The following is a 16,059-nucleotide window of genomic DNA, read 5'->3' as shown; positions in this document are numbered from 1 at the left end:
CCTGGTGCGGCGCGACGGTGCGCGGACGTTCGTGGTGCGGCTCAGGCCGCGGGAGTGGTCTCGATCTCGGCGATGCCGGCGAAGGTCGACTCGTCGACCGCCCCGACGGCCGAGATCGACGACGGCCCCCGGGCCAAGTCTGCCGCGAGTGCCTGGACGTCCTCCGCGGTGACCAGCGCGAGTCGGCGCAGGCTCTCGTCGAGGTCGACGAACTCGCCGAAGGTCAGCTCGGAGCGGCCGAGCCGCGACATCCGCGTGTCCGAGTCCTCGAGGGCGAGCGCCGCCGCTCCGGAGAGCTGGCCGCGAGCGCGGGACAGCTCGTCGGCGGTGACGCCGTGCTCGGCCAGCCGGGTGAACTCGGCCAGCAGGAGCTCGGCGACGGTGCCCGCCTTCGACGGCGTGCAGGCGGCGTAGAGGCCGAAGAGCCCGGCGTCGGAGTAGGACGGCGCGAACGAGTAGACGGAGTAGGCCAGGCCGCGCTTCTCCCGCACCTCCTGGAAGAGGCGGGAGGACATGCCGCCGCCGAGGATCGAGTTGAGCACGCCCATCGTCATCCGGCGCTCGTCCGCGGCGGCCAGGCCCGGGAAGCCGATCAGCAGGTTCGCCTGCTCGGTCGGACGGTGCACGAGCGAGAGCGGCGTGCCGCGGGTGAAGGCGGCCGATCCGCCGACCCGTCGAGCGACCGGAGCGGCCGGCGTGCCGAGGTCCCAGCCGTCGGCCGCGAGGACGCGCTCGAGCTGCGCGACCAGCACCTCGTGATCGACCGCTCCCGCGACCGTGACGACGAGGTCGCGCGGACGGTAGGCGGCGCGGTAGTGCGCCCAGACGGCGTCGCGGGTGGCCTCGCCGATGATCGCCGCGGTGCCGCCGATCGGGCGGCCCAGCGGGTGGTCGCCGAAGACGGCCTCGAAGAGCCGCTCGCTCGCGACGTCGGCCGGGTCGTCGTCCGCCATCGCGAGCTCCTCGAGGATGACGCCCCGCTCGGTCTCGAACTCGGCCGCGTCGAGCAGGCTCGAGGTGACCATGTCGCCGATGACCTCGACCGCCATCGGCAGGTCGCGGTCCTGCACCTTGGCGTAGTAGCAGGTGTACTCCTTGGCGGTCAGCGCGTTGTGCTCGCCGCCGACGGAGTCGAACGCGACGGCGATGTCGAGCGCCGACCGGGTGCCCGTGCCCTTGAAGAGCAGGTGCTCGAGGAAGTGAGTCGAGCCGAAGTTCGAGGGGACGGCCGGGTGCCCGTCGGCCGCGGGGAGGGCGGGCGCCTCGTCGCGCGAGCCCGCCGCGACCCAGAATCCGATGGTGGCGCTGCGCGCTCCAGGCATCGCCTCGCTGAGGATGCGGACACCGCTGGGGAGGACCGACCGGCGGACCAGCGAGCCGCCGGCGGCTCCGATCGTCGTCTCCGGCTGTTCGAGAGGGAAGGCGACACCGTGGTTCATCCGGCACAGCCTAGGCCACGCGCTCCCCGGGACGGCTGTGCGACGCGTCAGCGGCGGGCGCGCTCCAGGGCGGCGAGGTGACCCTCGTCGAGCTCGAGCGAGACGGCCCGGACGAGCGCGTCGACGTCGGACGGCGAGCGCGGCGCGACCACGGCCGCCGCCACTCCGGGGCGGGCGAGCAGCCAGGCCAGCGCGACGGCGGCGGGAGCGGCGGTGAGCTCGGCGCCGATCGCATCGAGGGCCGTGAGCACGCGGCGGCCGCGTCGGCCGAGGTGCGCGGCGGCGAGGGCGCCGTCCGGCAGGCGGGAGAGCTGCCGGCGGCCGCGCTCGACGCCGTGCAGGAAGCCGTGGGCGAGCGGCACGGTCGAGAGCAGCGAGAGCCCCTGGCCGGCCGCGACGAGGCCGAGGTCGCCCTCCGCGTCCGCGGCGTCGAGCAGGCTGTAGGGCAGTTCGACGGCGGCGAAGCGCGGGTGGCCGTGCCCGGCGAGGACGCGGGCCTCGAAGAGCTCCTCCGCGGCGAAGCCCGACGCGACGGCCGTGCGGACGAGACCGCGGGCGAGCAGCACCTCGACGGCGCTGAGCACCTCGTCGAGGCGGCCGGCGCCGTCCGGGCGGACCGCCAGGACGTCGAGGCGATCGGTGCGCAGGCGCCGCAGCGACTCCTCGACCCGCGCCACCAGGGCGCGCGGGGTGGCGACCGCCTCGGCGGACGCGCCGACGCGGCCGAGCAGCAGGAAGCGGTCGCGGTCGCCGGCGAGCCAGCCGCCGACCCGCTCCTCCCCCTCGGCGGAGCCGGTGCCGTCGGTGACGACGACGGCGTCGCCGCCCCGGGCGGCGAAGCGCTCGAGCAGATCGGGGCCGTCGGATGCGCGGCCGCCCGCTCCCCGGCGACCGAGCGCGGCGGCGTCGAAGACGAGCGGGAAGAGCGACTGCGCGGTGTCGCCGAGTCGGCGCTTCAGCGCGGCGGGAGCGACGACGGGACGGGTGTCCTCGAGCGGCGGGATCGGGGCGGTGCCGCGTATCGTCCGCACGGCCGAACCGGTCTTCAGCCTCGCCACTCGCCCACTCCCCCGCGGCGGTCCGGGTCCGCCAGGACCGAGAGTATCCGAGCGCGCGGAACGCCCTGCCGAGCGGTCGGGAACGCTTAACCGGATCGTTACACGGCGTTCCCCCGGCCCTCCGCGGGCGTCGCCGACGCCGGTGCGGCGGGGGCGCGAGTGTCGGTGGCGACGGCTAGATTCGGGCCATGGAGCCCCTCACCCCGACCCCCGCGACACCATGGTGGACGAGCGCGGTCGTCTACCAGATCTACCCCCGCTCGTTCGCCGACTCGAACGGCGACGGCATCGGCGATCTCGGCGGCATCCGCGCGCGTCTCGGCCACCTCGCCGACCTCGGGGTCGACGTCGTCTGGCTGTCGCCGGTCTACCCCTCGCCCCAGCACGACAACGGCTACGACATCTCGGACTACCAGGACATCGATCCGCTCTTCGGCACGCTCGAGGAGTTCGACCTGCTGCTCGCCGAGGCGCACGAGCGCGGGATCAAGCTGGTGATGGACCTGGTGGTCAACCACACCAGCGACGAGCACGCCTGGTTCGTGGAGTCGCGCTCCTCGCAGGAGGACGCCAAGCGCGACTGGTACTGGTGGCGGCGCGGGCGCAGCGCCGCGGCGGAGGAGCCGCTCGCGCCGGACGCCGAGCTCGAGGCGACTGCGGACGCGGGTCTGGACGTCGCCGAGCCCAACGGCTGGCGCTCCTACTTCTCCGGCCCCGCGTGGACGCTCGATACCGCGACCGACGAGTACTTCCTGCACCTGTTCGCGGTGCAGCAGCCCGACCTCAACTGGGAGAACCCGGAGGTCCGGCACGCGGTGCACGCGATGATGAACTGGTGGCTCGACCGCGGGGTCGACGGCTTCCGGATGGACGTCATCAACCTCGTCTCGAAGGACGTCGACGCGATCGACGGGCCGGGCGGCGGCTCCGGCATCGTCGGCGGCGTCGGCCCTCGTCTGCACGAGTACCTCCGCGAGATGAACGAGGCCGTGTTCGCCGGCCGCGACGCCGCCCTGATGACCGTCGGCGAGATGCCGGGCGTCACGCTGGAGGAGGCGGTGCTCGTCACCGACCCCGAGCGGCGCGAGCTCGACATGGTCTTCCAGTTCGAGCACGTCGGCATCGACCACGGCGTCGACAAGTTCCACCCGGTGCCGCTCGATCTCGTCGCCCTCAAGGCCAACCTCGCCCGCTGGCAGGACGGGCTGGCGGAGCGCGGCTGGAACAGCCTCTACCTCGGCAACCACGACCAGCCCCGGCTGGTCTCTCGCTTCGGCGACGACGGCGCGTGGCGCTACGAGTCGGCCACGCTCTGGGCGACGCTGCTGCACCTGCAGCGCGGCACGCCGTACATCTACCAGGGCGACGAGATCGGCATGACCAACGTGCCCTTCGCCGGAATCGAGGACTTCCGCGACGTCGAGTCGCTGAACTACTACGCCGAGGCCGTCGAGGAGCGCGGCGAGGAGCCGGAGGCGGTGCTCGCGGGGCTGCGGGCGCAGAGCCGCGACAACGCCCGCACGCCGGTCCAGTGGGACGGCGGACCGCAGGCCGGCTTCACGACGGGCGAGCCGTGGATCCCGGTCAATCCGAACTCCACCCAGGTGAACGTCGCCGCCGATCGCGCGGCGGAACGCTCGGTCTTCGAGTACTACCGCGCGCTGATCGCGCTGCGCCACGAGGACGAGACCGTGCAGCTGGGGCGCTTCGCGCTGCTCGAGGCCGAGCACCCGACGCTGTTCGCCTTCACCCGCACGGGCGCGAGCGAGCTGCTCGTGGTCGGCAACGTCTCGGGAGAGCCGCTCGAGGTCGCGCTGCTCGAGGAGTGGGCGGGCGCGGAGACGGTGCTCGGCAACGTCGCGGGCGCGACCGGGTCGACGCTCGGGCCGTGGGAGGCGCGCATCCTCCGCCGCTGACGGCTCGGCGGGCGGCTCAGGCGGAGGCGCGGTCGAGCTGGGAGATCTCGCTGCGGGTGATGGGCAGGGTCGCGGCGCCGAAGATCGACGCGAGCTCGTCCGCCGAGCGGGCCCGAGCGGTCACGGCCGACACCTCCTGGTGCGCGAGCACCCAGGCGAGAGCGACGGTCCCCACGTTGCTGCCGTGCGCCTGCGCCACCTCGTCGAGCGCCGCGAGCACCCTGTTGCCGTGCCGGCCGACGTAGTCGAGACCGGCCTCGAACATCACCGACTCCGGCTCGTCCGAGCGGTGGCGCAGCTGCCCGGTGAGGTAGCCGCTGGCGAGCGGCAGGCGGGCGAGCGTGCCGAGACCCTGCCGCACGACCTCGGGGGCGACGTCGGCCTCGTAGTGCTTGCGCTCCATCAGGTTGTACTCGGCGACCACCGCGGTGAAGCCGGGCAGGCCGAGCTCGCGGGACACCTCGGCCGCCTCGGCGAGGGCGGCACCGCTGAAGTGCGCCGCGCCGAGCGCGCCGACGGAGCCGTTCTCGAGGAAGGGGGCGACGGCGGCGAGGCTCTCGGCGATCGGGACCTCGGGGTCCTCGCTGTCGAAGGAGAGCAGGTCGATGCGGGTGCCGAGCCGCTCGAGGCAGCCCTCGATCGCGATCCGCACGTCCTCCGCGGCGAGGCCCGGGGCGTCGGGGTGGCGGCCGACCTTGGTCGCGACGAGCAGCTCCTCGCGCCGGCCGGTCTGCTCGAGCCAACGGCCGATCATGTACTCGCTGCGCCCGGTGGCGTAGTGGTCGGCGGTCGAGATCAGGGTTCCGCCGAGCTCGGCGAACGCGTCGAGCACCTCGGTGGTCTCGTCGATGCTCGCGGCCCAGCCGAAGACGGAGCCGTCGAGGGCGACCGGGTGCACGGGCAGACCGGTGGCTCCGAGGAGGCGGGGCGGAAGGGGCGTCTCCGGCGCGAGGGCCGGGGGCGTCGAGTCGGTCACGGGGTCCTCCGGTCGGGGCGGTGCGACGGCACGGTCCCGCCACCGTACCCCACGAACGACGGACGCCCGCCCCACCGAAGTGGGACGGGCGTCGTCGTTCGCGAGAGGGATCAGCTCTCGGCGGGGACCTCGACGGGCGCCTCGGCGTCCTCGGCCACGACGGGCGCGAGGGACAGCTTGCCGCGGTCGTCGATCTTGGTGATCGAGACGAGCAGCTTCTGGCCGACTCCGAGGACGTCCTCGACGTTCTCGACACGCTTGCCACCGGCGAGCTTGCGGACCTCGCTGATGTGCAGCAGGCCGTCCTTGCCGGGGAGGAGCGAGACGAACGCACCGAAGGTCGCGATCTTGACGACGGTTCCGAGGAACTGCTCGCCGACCTCGGGGTTGGTCGGGTTCGCGATGGCGTTGACCTGAGCGCGGGCGGCCTCGGCCGACGGTCCGTCGACGGCGCCGATGTAGACGGTGCCGTCCTCCTCGATGGAGATGTCGGCGCCGGTCTCGTCCTGGATCGCGTTGATCGTCTTGCCCTTGGGGCCGATCAGCTCGCCGATCTTGTCGACGGGGATCTGGACCGAGATCACGCGGGGCGCGGTCGGGGCCATCTCGTCGGGCTGGTCGATGGCCGCCGTGAGCACCGCGAGGATCGTGGTGCGGGCGTCCTTGGCCTGCTTGAGCGCGGCGTCGAGGACCGACGACGGGATGCCGTCGAGCTTCGTGTCGAGCTGGATGGCCGTGACGTACTCGGAGGTGCCGGCGACCTTGAAGTCCATGTCGCCGAGCGCGTCCTCGGCGCCCAGGATGTCGGTCAGCGCCGCGTAGCGGGTGTGACCGTCGACCACGTCGGAGACGAGGCCCATCGCGATGCCCGCGACCGGGGCGCGCAGCGGCACACCGGCGTTGAGGAGCGACAGGGTCGACGCGCAGACGGAGCCCATCGAGGTGGAGCCGTTGGAGCTGAGCGCCTCGGACACCTGGCGGATCGCGTAGGGGAACTCCTCGCGGCTCGGCAGCACCGGCACGAGGGCGCGCTCGGCGAGGAAGCCGTGCCCGATCTCGCGACGCTTCGGCGACCCGACGCGGCCGGTCTCACCGGTCGAGTAGGGCGGGAAGTTGTAGTGGTGCAGGTAGCGCTTCTTCGTGACGGGCGACAGCGAGTCGATCTGCTGCTCCATCTTGAGCATGTTCAGCGTGGTGACGCCCAGGATCTGGGTCTCGCCGCGCTGGAAGATCGCCGAGCCGTGGACGCGCGGGATGACCTGCACCTCGGCGTCGAGCGGACGGATGTCGGCCAGGCCGCGACCGTCGATGCGGACGCCGTCGCGGAGGATGCGGCCGCGGACGACCACCTTCGTGACGGACTTGTACGCGGCGCCGACCTGCGAGTAGGCCTCGGCGGAGAGCTGACCGGACGCGATGCGCTCGGCGATCTGCTCCTTGACCTTCGCCTTGAGGGCGTCGTCGGCGTCCTGACGCTCGACCTTGTCGGCGATCTGGTAGACGCGGACGAGCTCGTCGTAGCTGAGCTCGGCGACGTTGTCGTAGGTCTCCTGCGCGTAGGGCAGGAAGACCGGGTAGTCCTTGACGGGCTTCGCGGTCTCGGCGGCCAGCTTCGACTGCGCCTCGACGAGCGCGCGGAGGAAGGGCTTGGCGGCTTCGAGGCCCTGGGCGACAACGGCCTCGTCGGGCTTGGTGGCGCCCGCCTTGATGAGGTTCCACGAGACGTCGGTGGCCTCGGCCTCGACCATCATGATGGCGACGTCCGAGGAGCCGTCCTCGTTGGTGACGACGCGGCCCGCGACGGTGAGGTCGAAGACGGCGTTCTCGAGCTGCGAGGCCTTCGGGAAGGCGACCCACTGGTCGGCGCCGGAGCCGTCGGACATGAGCGCGAGGCGCACGCCGGCGACCGGGCCCGAGAAGGGCAGGCCGGAGATCTGGGTCGAGGCGCTCGCGGCGTTGATCGCGAGGGCGTCGTAGAACTCGTCGGGCGCGATGCTGAGGACCGTGATGACGATCTGGACCTCGTTGCGCAGGCCCTCGACGAACGAGGGGCGCAGCGGCCGGTCGATCAGACGGCAGACCAGGATCGCCTCGGTGGAGGGGCGGCCCTCGCGGCGGAAGAACGAGCCGGGGATCTTGCCGGCGGCGTAGGAGCGCTCCTCGACGTCGACGGTCAGCGGGAAGAAGTCGAAGTTGTCCTTCGGGTTCTTCGACGCCGAGGTGGCGGAGAGGAGCATGGTGTCCTCGTCGAGGTACGCGGCGACCGCGCCCTGAGCCTGCTGCGCGAGGCGGCCGGTCTCGAAGCGGACGGTGCGGGTGCCGTACGAGCCGTTGTCGAGAACGGCTTCGGCGAATGTGATTTCAGGACCTTCCAAGAGGTCTGTCTCCTTAACGTCTGCAGCGGCACCCCTCTGGGCGCCGGCGTTCGTCGGAGCGGCATGACGGTCAGGAATCGCACGCGATCCCACGGCAGGGCTTCGCGCCGTGCCGTCGTGTGGAGGGCGTTCGTGCTGGCCACCAGTAGAAGGGCTCCGGGTCTGCCCGACATCGACCACTGTGCTGTGGCACCTTGGCTGCAGCGCTGCCTGATGTCAGCACTGCGTGATGTCGCGAACCGGGACTCCACCACCGAGGACCAGCTTCCTGCCGGCCTGCTCCGTGGTTCGAACCCGATGACGACCGGCGGCCGCTCCCGGATTCGGAACCGGTTCATGCTATCAGTGCGGGCCCGGATCGACCAGGAACCGGGGACGCGCCGCGCGGCCCCACCCGGGGATCACCGCCGCGCGGCTACCAGATCGTGCCGGCCCCGACGGTGATCGCCGCGAGCATCAGCGCGCCGAGCACGAGGCCGACGACGGCCCGGGTGACGCCCGCTCCCCGCCGCGCGCCGCCCTTGACGAGGCCGACGACACCGAGGATGACGGCGAGCACGTCGAGCGGACCGCCGAGCAGGAGCCCGATGAACAGCGGGATCGGAGTGAGGAGCACGCCGAGGATCCCGAGCACGAGAGAGGCGGTCGCCGCGGTGTTGCCGAGCGGCGCCGCGGGCGGGGCGAGCGGGGCGAGGTCACCGGTCCACGCGCGGCCGTCCCAGTAGCGCTGGGTGTTCACCTGCGCCGGATCCGGATACCAGCCGGCCGGCGGACCGGCGGACGCGGGCTCGTCCCAGAAGCCGGCCGGCGAGCGGTCGGTGCCCGCCTGGCCCTCGGCGTCAGCCACGGGTCTCGTGCATCAGCAGCTGGACCCGCAGGCCGCCCTTGCCCTTCACGATGCGGGCGGGGATGCGGGGCTGCTTGCCGGCCTCGGTGAGCCGGGCGAGCGCCGCCTCGACGACGTTCTCGAGCCCGCGCGGCACGTAGCCGACGAGATCGCTCGGGCGGTGGTTCGCGAAGAGCCGGACCGGCATCGGGGCGTCGGTGCGCTCCTCCTCGATCGTGCGGCGCGGGATGACCGCCGTGATCTCCTCCTCGCCGAGCGAGTGCACGCGGGCCAGCTCGTCCTGGTGCGGGAGGGAGTCGGCGACGCCGAGGAGCGTGTCGCCGCGCTTGGACTTGGGCCGCAGCTCGTAGTCGTAGTCGTCGAGCTTGCCCGAGCCGCGGTCGCCGGCGGGCAGGGGGTCGGAGTCGGAGCGTCCGAACGAGAAGAGCTTCATGCCTCCATCATGGAGCGCCGGAGCCGCGCGTGTCGCGGCGCGCGCCCCCTCGGCCGGCCTCCGCCCCGCCCGGCGCCGCGCTCAGACCGCCGAGCGCAGCATCCGCGCGATCGCGACCAGCACCAGGACGAGCACGATCGCCACGAAGCCGACCAGCACCGGCACGGCGGGGAGGACGGCGAGCGCCGCGCCGATCAGGAGCACCGGGACCGCCAGCCCGATGTAGGAGGCCAGGAACATCCCGGCGAGGACCTCGCCGCGGGTCTCGTCGGAGGCGAGCGAGCCCGCGACGCCGAGCGCCAGACGGAAGATCAGGCCGACGCCGGCGCCCGCGATCACCCCGCCGCCGATGAAGGCGGGCAGCACCACCGCGACGGCGCCCCACGCGACCAGGGCGAGCCCGACGGTCAGGGCCGTGGCCGAGAGGATCAGCGCGCGGCGGACGGGCAGCCGCGCGGCGGTCAGCTGGGCGACGGCCCCGGCGGCGAAGACGCCGAACGAGACGACGCCCGCCACCAGGTGCGAGGTCTCGCCGAAGCGGCCGGCCAGGAAGGTCGGCGCGAGCGAGGTGAAGAGGCCGAAGACGGCGAAGCCGGCGAACGCGCCGACCGCGGCCGAGAGGAAGGTGCCGCGCGAGGCGGCGGGCACGGCGAGCCGCTGCGGCCGGTAGGCGGGCAGCTCCTCCCGGCGCTCGACCGTCTCGGGGACGAGGGCGACCGCGATGCCGAGGACGACCAGGAGGACGAGGAAGACCTCGTAGGGCACCACGAGGGGACGGTCGACGGTCACCGCGAGGACGCCGCCGATCAGCGGGCCGAGGGCCAGGCCGCCGACGTTGACGAGGGTCGAGACGGCGCGCGAGGCGCCGGGGCCCTCCTCCGGCCGGGCGATCGCGCGGAGCTCGGAGAGGTGCGCGGTGGCGGTCGCGGTGAGCGCGCCGACGCCGATGCCGGTGAGCAGACGGGCGACGATCAGACCCAGCACGTCCGGCCAGAGCAGGAAGACGATGCTCGCCAGCACCTCGACGAGGATCGCCGCGAGCAGGATGCGCCGACGACCCAGCCAGTCGCTGACGTGGCCGGCGAGGAAGAGGCTCGCCACCACTCCGACGGCGTAGGCCGCGAAGATCACCGTCACGACGAAGGCGGGGAAGCCGTCGCGCTGCTGGTAGATCGCGTAGAGCGGGGTCGGCACGGTCGAGAAGGCCATCACCGAGAGGAAGGCGAGCGCGATCACCCAGAAGCCGAGGTGGTGCCCCAGCTCGGGGCGGCGCGCGGAGGACGGGGTGCGGGCGGCGGTGCGCTCGGCGGGGATTCCGGTGGTCGGCATGCGCCCAGAGTGCTCCTCCCGATCGTCCACGTCCAACGAAGGATCGTGGACGCATTCATCGCCGAAGCCGCACAATGGGGCATGGACGACCGACAGCTCGCCGCCTTCGTCGCCGTCGCGGAGGAGCTCAGCTTCACCCGCGCGGCGGCCCGCCTCTACGTGGTGCAGTCCACGCTGTCGGCGACGATCCGCTCGCTCGAGCAGGACCTGGGCGCGCCGCTGTTCACCCGCTCGACCCGCCGCGTCACGCTCACCGTAGTCGGCGAGGCGCTGCTGCCCTCGGCACGCGCGGCGATCGACAGCGTCGACCGGATGCGCTCGCTCGCGGCGGACGACGCCGCGGGACTGCGCGGCCGGGTCCGCGTCGGCACCTTCTCGGCGCTCGACATCCTCGACCTGCCGGGCGCCCTCGGCGCGTTCCGGCGCCGCCACCCGCTGGTCGACCTGCTGCTGCGCACCTCGCCGAGCGGATCGACCGGGCTGGCGGAGGACCTGCGGCGCGGCCGGCTCGACGTGGCGCTGCTCGCCCTGCCGGTCGCCGAGCTGGACGACCTCGCCGTGACGACCGTCGTCCGGGACCGCTACCTGCTCCTCGTCGAGAGCGCCGACCCGATGGCGCGGCTGGTGCGGCCCTCCCCCGCGGACCTCGAGGGCGCCGCGTTCATCGACACCCCGGTCGGCTTCGGCAACCGCGTCAGCGTCGACCGGGCCTTCCGCGCGGCGGGAGCGACGCGACGGGTCGCGACCGAGGTCGCCGACCTGCCCGCGATCCCACTCTTCGTGCAGGCCGGCCTCGGGCCGGCGGTGGTCCCCCGCTCGGGCATCGCGCCGCTGGACGGGGTGACCGCGATCGACCTCGACTGGCCCGGACTGGTGTGGGAGGTCTCGGTCTGCAGCGCGATGCGCCCCTCGGCGGCGGTGCAGGCCCTCACCGCACTGCTGGCCGAGCGGGCCGAGGCGGTCTGATCCGCCGGGAGCTCAGCTCTCGCGAAGGGGCCCGCGGACGATCGAGTCGCCCGAGTGCTGCGGGTCGCCGTCGTCGGGCTCCTCGGAGATGTCGACGAGCGAGTACTCGGCGAGGTCGATGTCGGCGGGGACCGTGAAGCGGCCGTCCGTGCCGTCCAGCACGCCGAGCCCCACCAGTCCGGTGGCGTCCGCGGCGATCAGCCAGACCTCGCGGTAGGAGTCGGCCGCGCCGGCCGCGTCGAGGTGCACGACGAGCTGCCGCTCGCCGTCGGCGTCCTCGAGCTCGGCGCTGCCGCTCGCGCCCTGCCAGTCGGGGAAAGCGGCGAGATCGGCGCGCGCGACCACGACCGCGTCGGTGCCGCGCGAGGCCTGCAGCCAGAAGCCGCCGACGACGCCGATCGCCAGGGCCGCGAGGGCGGCGAGCGCCGCGGGAAGGAGCCGGCGGGACCGCGGACGGCGTCGCGAGGGCGTGTGGCGGCCCGTCGGGAGCGCGGTGACCGGTGCGATCGAGGGCTCCGGAGTCTCCCCCAGCGCGAGCTCCCCGCGGATGCGGTCCCAGACCTCGGCCGGCGGCGACTCGAGCACCAGCGAGCGGCTCCGCCGGCCGAGACCGGCGGCGTGGCCGAGCTCGACCAACTGCTGGGCGCACGCGGGGCACGCCTCGAGGTGAGCGGCGGCGTCGGCGGAGGACGCCTCGCCGAGGGCGAGGAGGGCGAGCTCGTCGGGATCGAGATGCGTCATGGGCTGCTCACCTCCAATCGGGAGCGGAGTCTGTCGAGACTGCGGCGGATGTGGCTCTTGACGGTGCCGAGCGGGAGGCCGGTCCTCTCGGCGATCTCGGTGTGGGTCAGATCCTCGTAGAAGGCGAGGCTCATCACCCGCCGCGGGACGGGATCCAGTCGGGCGAGCTCGTCCGCGACCAGGACCCGCTCCTCGAGATCGACCGCCGGCTCGCCCTCGTCCACCGGGGCGACCGCGACGAGTGCGGCGGTGAGCCGGCGCTCGCGCGAGCGGTTCTCGTGGGCGTCGGCGATCCGCTTGCGCGAGATGCCGACCAGCCAGGCGCCGAGGGCGGCGCGGCCCGGGTCGAAGCCCGCGCGGCTCGTCCAGGCCGAGACGAAGACCCGCTGCACCACGTCCTCCGCGTCGCCCCGGTCGCCGAGCGAGCGCAGGGCGAGGGTGAAGACGAGCGGCGACCAGCGGGAGTAGGCCTCGGCGAGCGCCGGCTCCTCCCCCGCCGCGAAGCGCAGCCCGAGGCGCTGCACGAGGGCGCGCTCGTCGGCGGCCTCGTCGTCGGGCTCGCGGGACTGGGCGTCGATCAGGGGGGTCCTCCTGGACTGGGGGCGGCACCGAGGCGGAGGGCTCGGCAGCGCTGCGGCGATGCTCATGCTACGGCGCGCTCTCGTCGGGAGCGCGGACGCGGCGGATCGGAGTCATCGTCGGGCGGTCACGTCGCGGGGGTCGCGGTGACGACCACGTTGCTGAGGTAGTGCCGGGTGTCGTAGTCGAAGTCGCCGCCGCAGGTGATCAGGACGAGCCGCGCGGGGCCGTCCTGGACGAAGACGCTCGAGAGGTCGACGGTGGTCTTCTCCGTCGTCTCGACCGTGTCGACGGTGTAGACGCGCTGGACGCCGTCCTCGCCGGTCAGGCCGATCCGCTGGCCGGGCTGCGCCTTCTTCAGCTCGGCGAACGGGCCGAGTCCGTAGGTGAGCGAGTCGACGTGCGCGGCGATCACGGTGGTGCCGTCCGCGGCGTCGAGCCCGCGGCCGAAGCGGTACCAGCCCGCCACGTCGGTGTCGGGGACCAGCTCCATCGTGCCGTCGTCGGCGACGCCGACCGGCTGCACGGGCATGTCGATCGGCAGGCCGTCGACGACCAGGCGGGTCGGCGCGAGCACCACCGGCGCGGGTGTGGCCCCGAGTCGCGCGTCGGCGACGGGGACCTGCGGTACGGCCGGGGCGGAGGGAGTGCTGGAGGGGATCGCGGCCGGCGTCGACGTCGTGAGCGGCGCGCTCGCGTCAGGGGCGGGCACGACCCCGACCGCCTGTGCCGAGCAGCCGCCGAGGCCGAGGCCGACCGCGATCAGGCCGACCACGAGGAGAGCGCGCGGCAGACGGGGGGTCCTGCTCATCACGTCCTCCTCTTCTCGTGGTCGGCGGCCGGCCCGGGTGCGGGGCACGCCGGGCCGGCGGTCTTCAGTGCCGGTCAGTGACCGGCGGTCGTGCGCGTCGGTCAGCGACCGGCGACGGCCTTGCGGCGACCGATCAGCGCGGCGCCGATCAGCGCGAGCGAGGCGAGGGCGGCAGCGCCCCACCAGCCCGCGGCCGCGTCGGTGCGGTTGTCTGCGGCGAGGCCGGCCTCACCGGCGGGGACACCCGACGGCGAGGAGTGCAGGCCGCCGATGGTCTGCGTCGCGAGGGCGAGGTTGCCCTTCTCCAGGCTGCCCCAGGCGTAGACGATCGTGTTGACACCCTCCTGGACCTGGACGTCGGCCGGGCCGATGACCGGAGTGGTGGTCCCGGTCGCGGCGACCACGGTCGAGATCGTGGCCGGAGCGAGGTTGAGGATGCCCTCGTTCGGGTTGGTCACGTTCGTCAGCACGGGCGAGCCGCCGGCGAGGATGTCCACGGCGGGGGCGGCGGCGATGTGGCGGACCGTGAGTCGTCCCTCCCCGGCCGCGGTGGCCGAGATGTCGTTCGGGAACAGCGTCGCGGTGGGGGTGTTGTCGGGCTTCAGGTGCGCGGCGACGGTGTAGCTCTTGCCGGCCTCGAGGGCGAGGTCGACCGGGCCGATGACGGGGGCGCTCGCGTCGGCGGCGTCCGCGGCGGTGATCGCGACGGTGTAGGTGCCGGTGGGCAGGTCGAGCGGGCCGGCGAGCGAGCCGGGCGTGAAGTCGTCGAGCGTCAGTGCTCCGTTGACGTACACGTCCACCGGGGTGTCGGGGACCGCGTGCAGCACGTAGAGGTCGGCCGAGTCGGCGTCGGCCGCGCTCGCAGGAGCGGCGGCGAGACCGGCGACGGCGAGGGTGCCGAGGCAGGCTCCGGCGAGCAGGCGGTGGGTGAGGCGGGAGGTGGTCACGGTGTTCCTCTTTCACGATGGGACCCGCGGGCGGGTCGGTGGGTTCTCGAGAAGGGCCTTCACCACTACTTCCGGCCGAGGGGCCCCTCCGGATGCACCGGACCGGAGAATTCTCGAAGGAATTCCGCCCGCCGCCGGAGGCCGGTCGCTCCAGGCCTGGTCAGGGGCCGGTTCCGGGGCTAGCCTCCGAGCAGAGGGAGTCCGCATGGTGCGTCGAGGCACGGTGGCGTCCGCGTCCGCGAGGAGGCGGCGGCCTGGAGTGCGGCCTGCGGAGCCCGCGGCGCGCTCCGCTCGCGCGCGGCCCGCCCGCCGCGGCGAGGCGCGCGGCCGCGTGCTCGGAGCGACCGCCGCCTCCGTCGCCGCGATCGCCGTGCTCGCGCTCGCGCTCGCGGCGCTGGCACCCCTGGCGAGCCTCTCCGCGGCGGCGGGCGGTGGCTCCGGCCCCTGTGAGGACCCGCACGAGCTGCTCGTCGCGCCCTCGGTGCTCGATCGCGAGGGCGAGGCGCTCGCCGGGCACCTGCTCGCCTGCATCGACGCCGATCACCGCAGCCTGATGATCCACAACGGCACCCCGGTCGTCTGGGTGCTCAGCGGCCCGGGGGTGCGCGGGGTGATCAGCCAGAGCGACCTCCGCGCGGACGCGGGGATCAGCGGGCTGCTGGCCTCGTACTCCTCGCGGATGGGCGGAGGACTGGTGCTGGCGCCCGGAGCGTCCGCCGCGATCTCGGCGGGGCCGGGCCGGCTCGAACCGCGGCCCGACGAGGAGGCGACGCGGCTCTTCCTCGCGCTGACCGCGGTCGTCGGGGCGCAGGATCAGGTCCGCGCGAGCGAGCCGCCGCGGGCGCCGCGCAGCGTCGTCCGGACCGCGGCGCTGACCTGCGCGCTCGCCCTGGTGCGCGACGGCGCGTCGCCGAGCGCGCCGGCGTCGATCGCGCGGGCCGCCGGCGAGCCTGCCTGCTCGGACGCCTGGGCGCGAGCGCAGGCGACGGCCCTGGGTGATGGGTGGACCCTGCCCGGCCTCGCCGAGTCGCTGGCGACGCCCGGGCGGCCGGAGGCGGACGCCGCGCTCGGCCGGGCCGCGGCCGACTGGTTCGCAGCCGCTGACGGCTTCTCCTGGGGCGGCGTCGACCGCCCGGAGCGGCTGGAGTGAGTCCTCGGCGGGACGACGGAGCCCGGGAACGCGGAACGGGCCGCCCTCCCGGAGGAGAGCGGCCCGTTCGAAGAAGATCGCGGTGTCATCGAGACCCCGCACTCGACCCGGTGAGGGGAGGAGCGGGAGGGACTATCGACGCAGGCCGAGACGCTCGATCAGCGAGCGGTAGCGGCTGATGTCCACGTCCGACAGGTAGCCGAGGAGTCGACGGCGCTGACCCACGAGCAGCAGCAGACCACGACGCGAGTGGTGGTCGTGCTTGTGCTCCTTGAGGTGCTCGGTGAGGTCCTTGATCCGCTTGGTCAGGACGGCCACCTGCACCTCGGGGGATCCGGTGTCACCGGGGTGGGTCGCGTACTCTTCGATGATCGCCTTCTTGACGTCTGCTTCGAGTGCCATAGATGGGATCCCCTCTCTCTCGTTGCGCGGTGCCCGGCGCCTGATGCGTGGGCTCTCTTGATCCGCGGCCGTCGAACGGCAACCTCAGGA

At 73.7% G+C, this 16,059-nt stretch carries 15 protein-coding genes; 3 read left to right on the top strand and 12 right to left on the bottom strand.

All coding sequences use genetic code 11. The features are described 5' to 3' along the window. Nucleotides 1-41: 41 nt before the first annotated feature. Nucleotides 42-1,439: a pitrilysin family protein gene (locus tag GSU72_RS06630; RefSeq protein WP_159984324.1), complete on the bottom strand. Its 1,398-nt coding sequence runs from the start codon at nucleotides 1,437-1,439 to the stop codon at nucleotides 42-44. Between the two features lie 47 nt (nucleotides 1,440-1,486). Further along, entirely contained in the window at nucleotides 1,487-2,497 is a 1,011-nt protein-coding gene (locus GSU72_RS06625) for an aldo/keto reductase (protein ID WP_159984323.1), read from the bottom strand. Nucleotides 2,498-2,685: 188 nt separating this feature from the next. On the opposite strand from GSU72_RS06625, the gene GSU72_RS06620 reads away from it, so the two are divergent. Further along, nucleotides 2,686-4,413 carry an alpha-glucosidase gene (locus GSU72_RS06620; protein ID WP_159984322.1) on the top strand — a complete coding sequence of 576 codons (1,728 nt, stop codon included), beginning with the start codon at nucleotides 2,686-2,688 and terminating at the stop codon, nucleotides 4,411-4,413. A gap of 16 nt (nucleotides 4,414-4,429) precedes the next feature. Here the strand turns inward: GSU72_RS06620 and GSU72_RS06615 are convergent, their stop codons facing one another. From GSU72_RS06615 to GSU72_RS06595, 5 genes are all read right to left on the bottom strand, one after another. Next, complete coding sequence (locus GSU72_RS06615; RefSeq protein WP_159984321.1) at nucleotides 4,430-5,389, bottom strand: aldo/keto reductase; 960 nt, start codon at nucleotides 5,387-5,389, stop codon at nucleotides 4,430-4,432. 110 nt (nucleotides 5,390-5,499) lie between these two features. Beyond that, the gene (locus tag GSU72_RS06610; protein ID WP_159984320.1) at nucleotides 5,500-7,764 is read right to left on the bottom strand and encodes a polyribonucleotide nucleotidyltransferase; all 2,265 of its coding nucleotides are present in this window, start codon (nucleotides 7,762-7,764) and stop codon (nucleotides 5,500-5,502) included. Nucleotides 7,765-8,179: 415 nt separating this feature from the next. Further along, complete coding sequence (locus tag GSU72_RS06605) at nucleotides 8,180-8,611, bottom strand: DUF2510 domain-containing protein (RefSeq protein ID WP_159984319.1); 432 nt, start codon at nucleotides 8,609-8,611, stop codon at nucleotides 8,180-8,182. After that, entirely contained in the window at nucleotides 8,604-9,044 is a 441-nt protein-coding gene (locus tag GSU72_RS21285; protein ID WP_159984318.1) for a hypothetical protein, read from the bottom strand. The genes GSU72_RS06605 and GSU72_RS21285 overlap by 8 nt, the downstream gene beginning before the upstream one ends. Nucleotides 9,045-9,125: 81 nt before the next feature. Then, on the bottom strand, nucleotides 9,126-10,373 hold the full coding sequence (locus GSU72_RS06595) for an MFS transporter (protein WP_159984317.1): 1,248 nt from the start codon (nucleotides 10,371-10,373) through the stop codon (nucleotides 9,126-9,128). Nucleotides 10,374-10,418: 45 nt separating this feature from the next. Between GSU72_RS06595 and GSU72_RS06590 the strand changes: the two genes are divergently transcribed. Next, complete coding sequence (locus tag GSU72_RS06590; protein WP_244256018.1) at nucleotides 10,419-11,339, top strand: LysR family transcriptional regulator; 921 nt, start codon at nucleotides 10,419-10,421, stop codon at nucleotides 11,337-11,339. A 12-nt stretch (nucleotides 11,340-11,351) separates the two neighbouring features. Here GSU72_RS06590 and GSU72_RS06585 read toward each other — a convergent pair whose 3' ends face one another. From GSU72_RS06585 to GSU72_RS06570, 4 genes are all read right to left on the bottom strand, one after another. Then, nucleotides 11,352-12,080 carry an anti-sigma factor gene (locus GSU72_RS06585; protein ID WP_159984316.1) on the bottom strand — a complete coding sequence of 243 codons (729 nt, stop codon included), beginning with the start codon at nucleotides 12,078-12,080 and terminating at the stop codon, nucleotides 11,352-11,354. Continuing rightward, nucleotides 12,077-12,727, bottom strand: coding sequence for a sigma-70 family RNA polymerase sigma factor (locus tag GSU72_RS06580; RefSeq protein WP_159984315.1), 651 nt, complete (start codon nucleotides 12,725-12,727; stop codon nucleotides 12,077-12,079). Before GSU72_RS06580 ends, GSU72_RS06585 begins: the two co-directional genes overlap by 4 nt. 59 nt (nucleotides 12,728-12,786) lie before the next feature. Then, the gene (locus GSU72_RS21510; protein ID WP_159984314.1) at nucleotides 12,787-13,470 is read right to left on the bottom strand and encodes a class F sortase; all 684 of its coding nucleotides are present in this window, start codon (nucleotides 13,468-13,470) and stop codon (nucleotides 12,787-12,789) included. Between the two features lie 101 nt (nucleotides 13,471-13,571). Continuing rightward, nucleotides 13,572-14,417 carry a DUF4397 domain-containing protein gene (locus GSU72_RS06570; RefSeq protein ID WP_123733962.1) on the bottom strand — a complete coding sequence of 282 codons (846 nt, stop codon included), beginning with the start codon at nucleotides 14,415-14,417 and terminating at the stop codon, nucleotides 13,572-13,574. A 331-nt stretch (nucleotides 14,418-14,748) separates the two neighbouring features. Between GSU72_RS06570 and GSU72_RS06565 the strand changes: the two genes are divergently transcribed. After that, entirely contained in the window at nucleotides 14,749-15,567 is an 819-nt protein-coding gene (locus tag GSU72_RS06565; protein ID WP_159984313.1) for a hypothetical protein, read from the top strand. Between the two features lie 132 nt (nucleotides 15,568-15,699). On the opposite strand, the gene rpsO is transcribed toward GSU72_RS06565, so the two are convergent. Next, on the bottom strand, nucleotides 15,700-15,969 hold the full coding sequence (gene rpsO / locus GSU72_RS06560; RefSeq protein ID WP_123447896.1) for a 30S ribosomal protein S15: 270 nt from the start codon (nucleotides 15,967-15,969) through the stop codon (nucleotides 15,700-15,702). Between the last annotated feature and the right edge of the window lie 90 nt (nucleotides 15,970-16,059).

Source organism: Rathayibacter sp. VKM Ac-2760 (genome assembly GCF_009834185.1).
Classification (GTDB): Bacteria; Actinomycetota; Actinomycetes; order Actinomycetales; family Microbacteriaceae; genus Rathayibacter.
The sequence above is the reverse complement of the archived record's forward strand: the minus strand, read 5'-3'. Positions and strand labels throughout refer to the sequence as shown.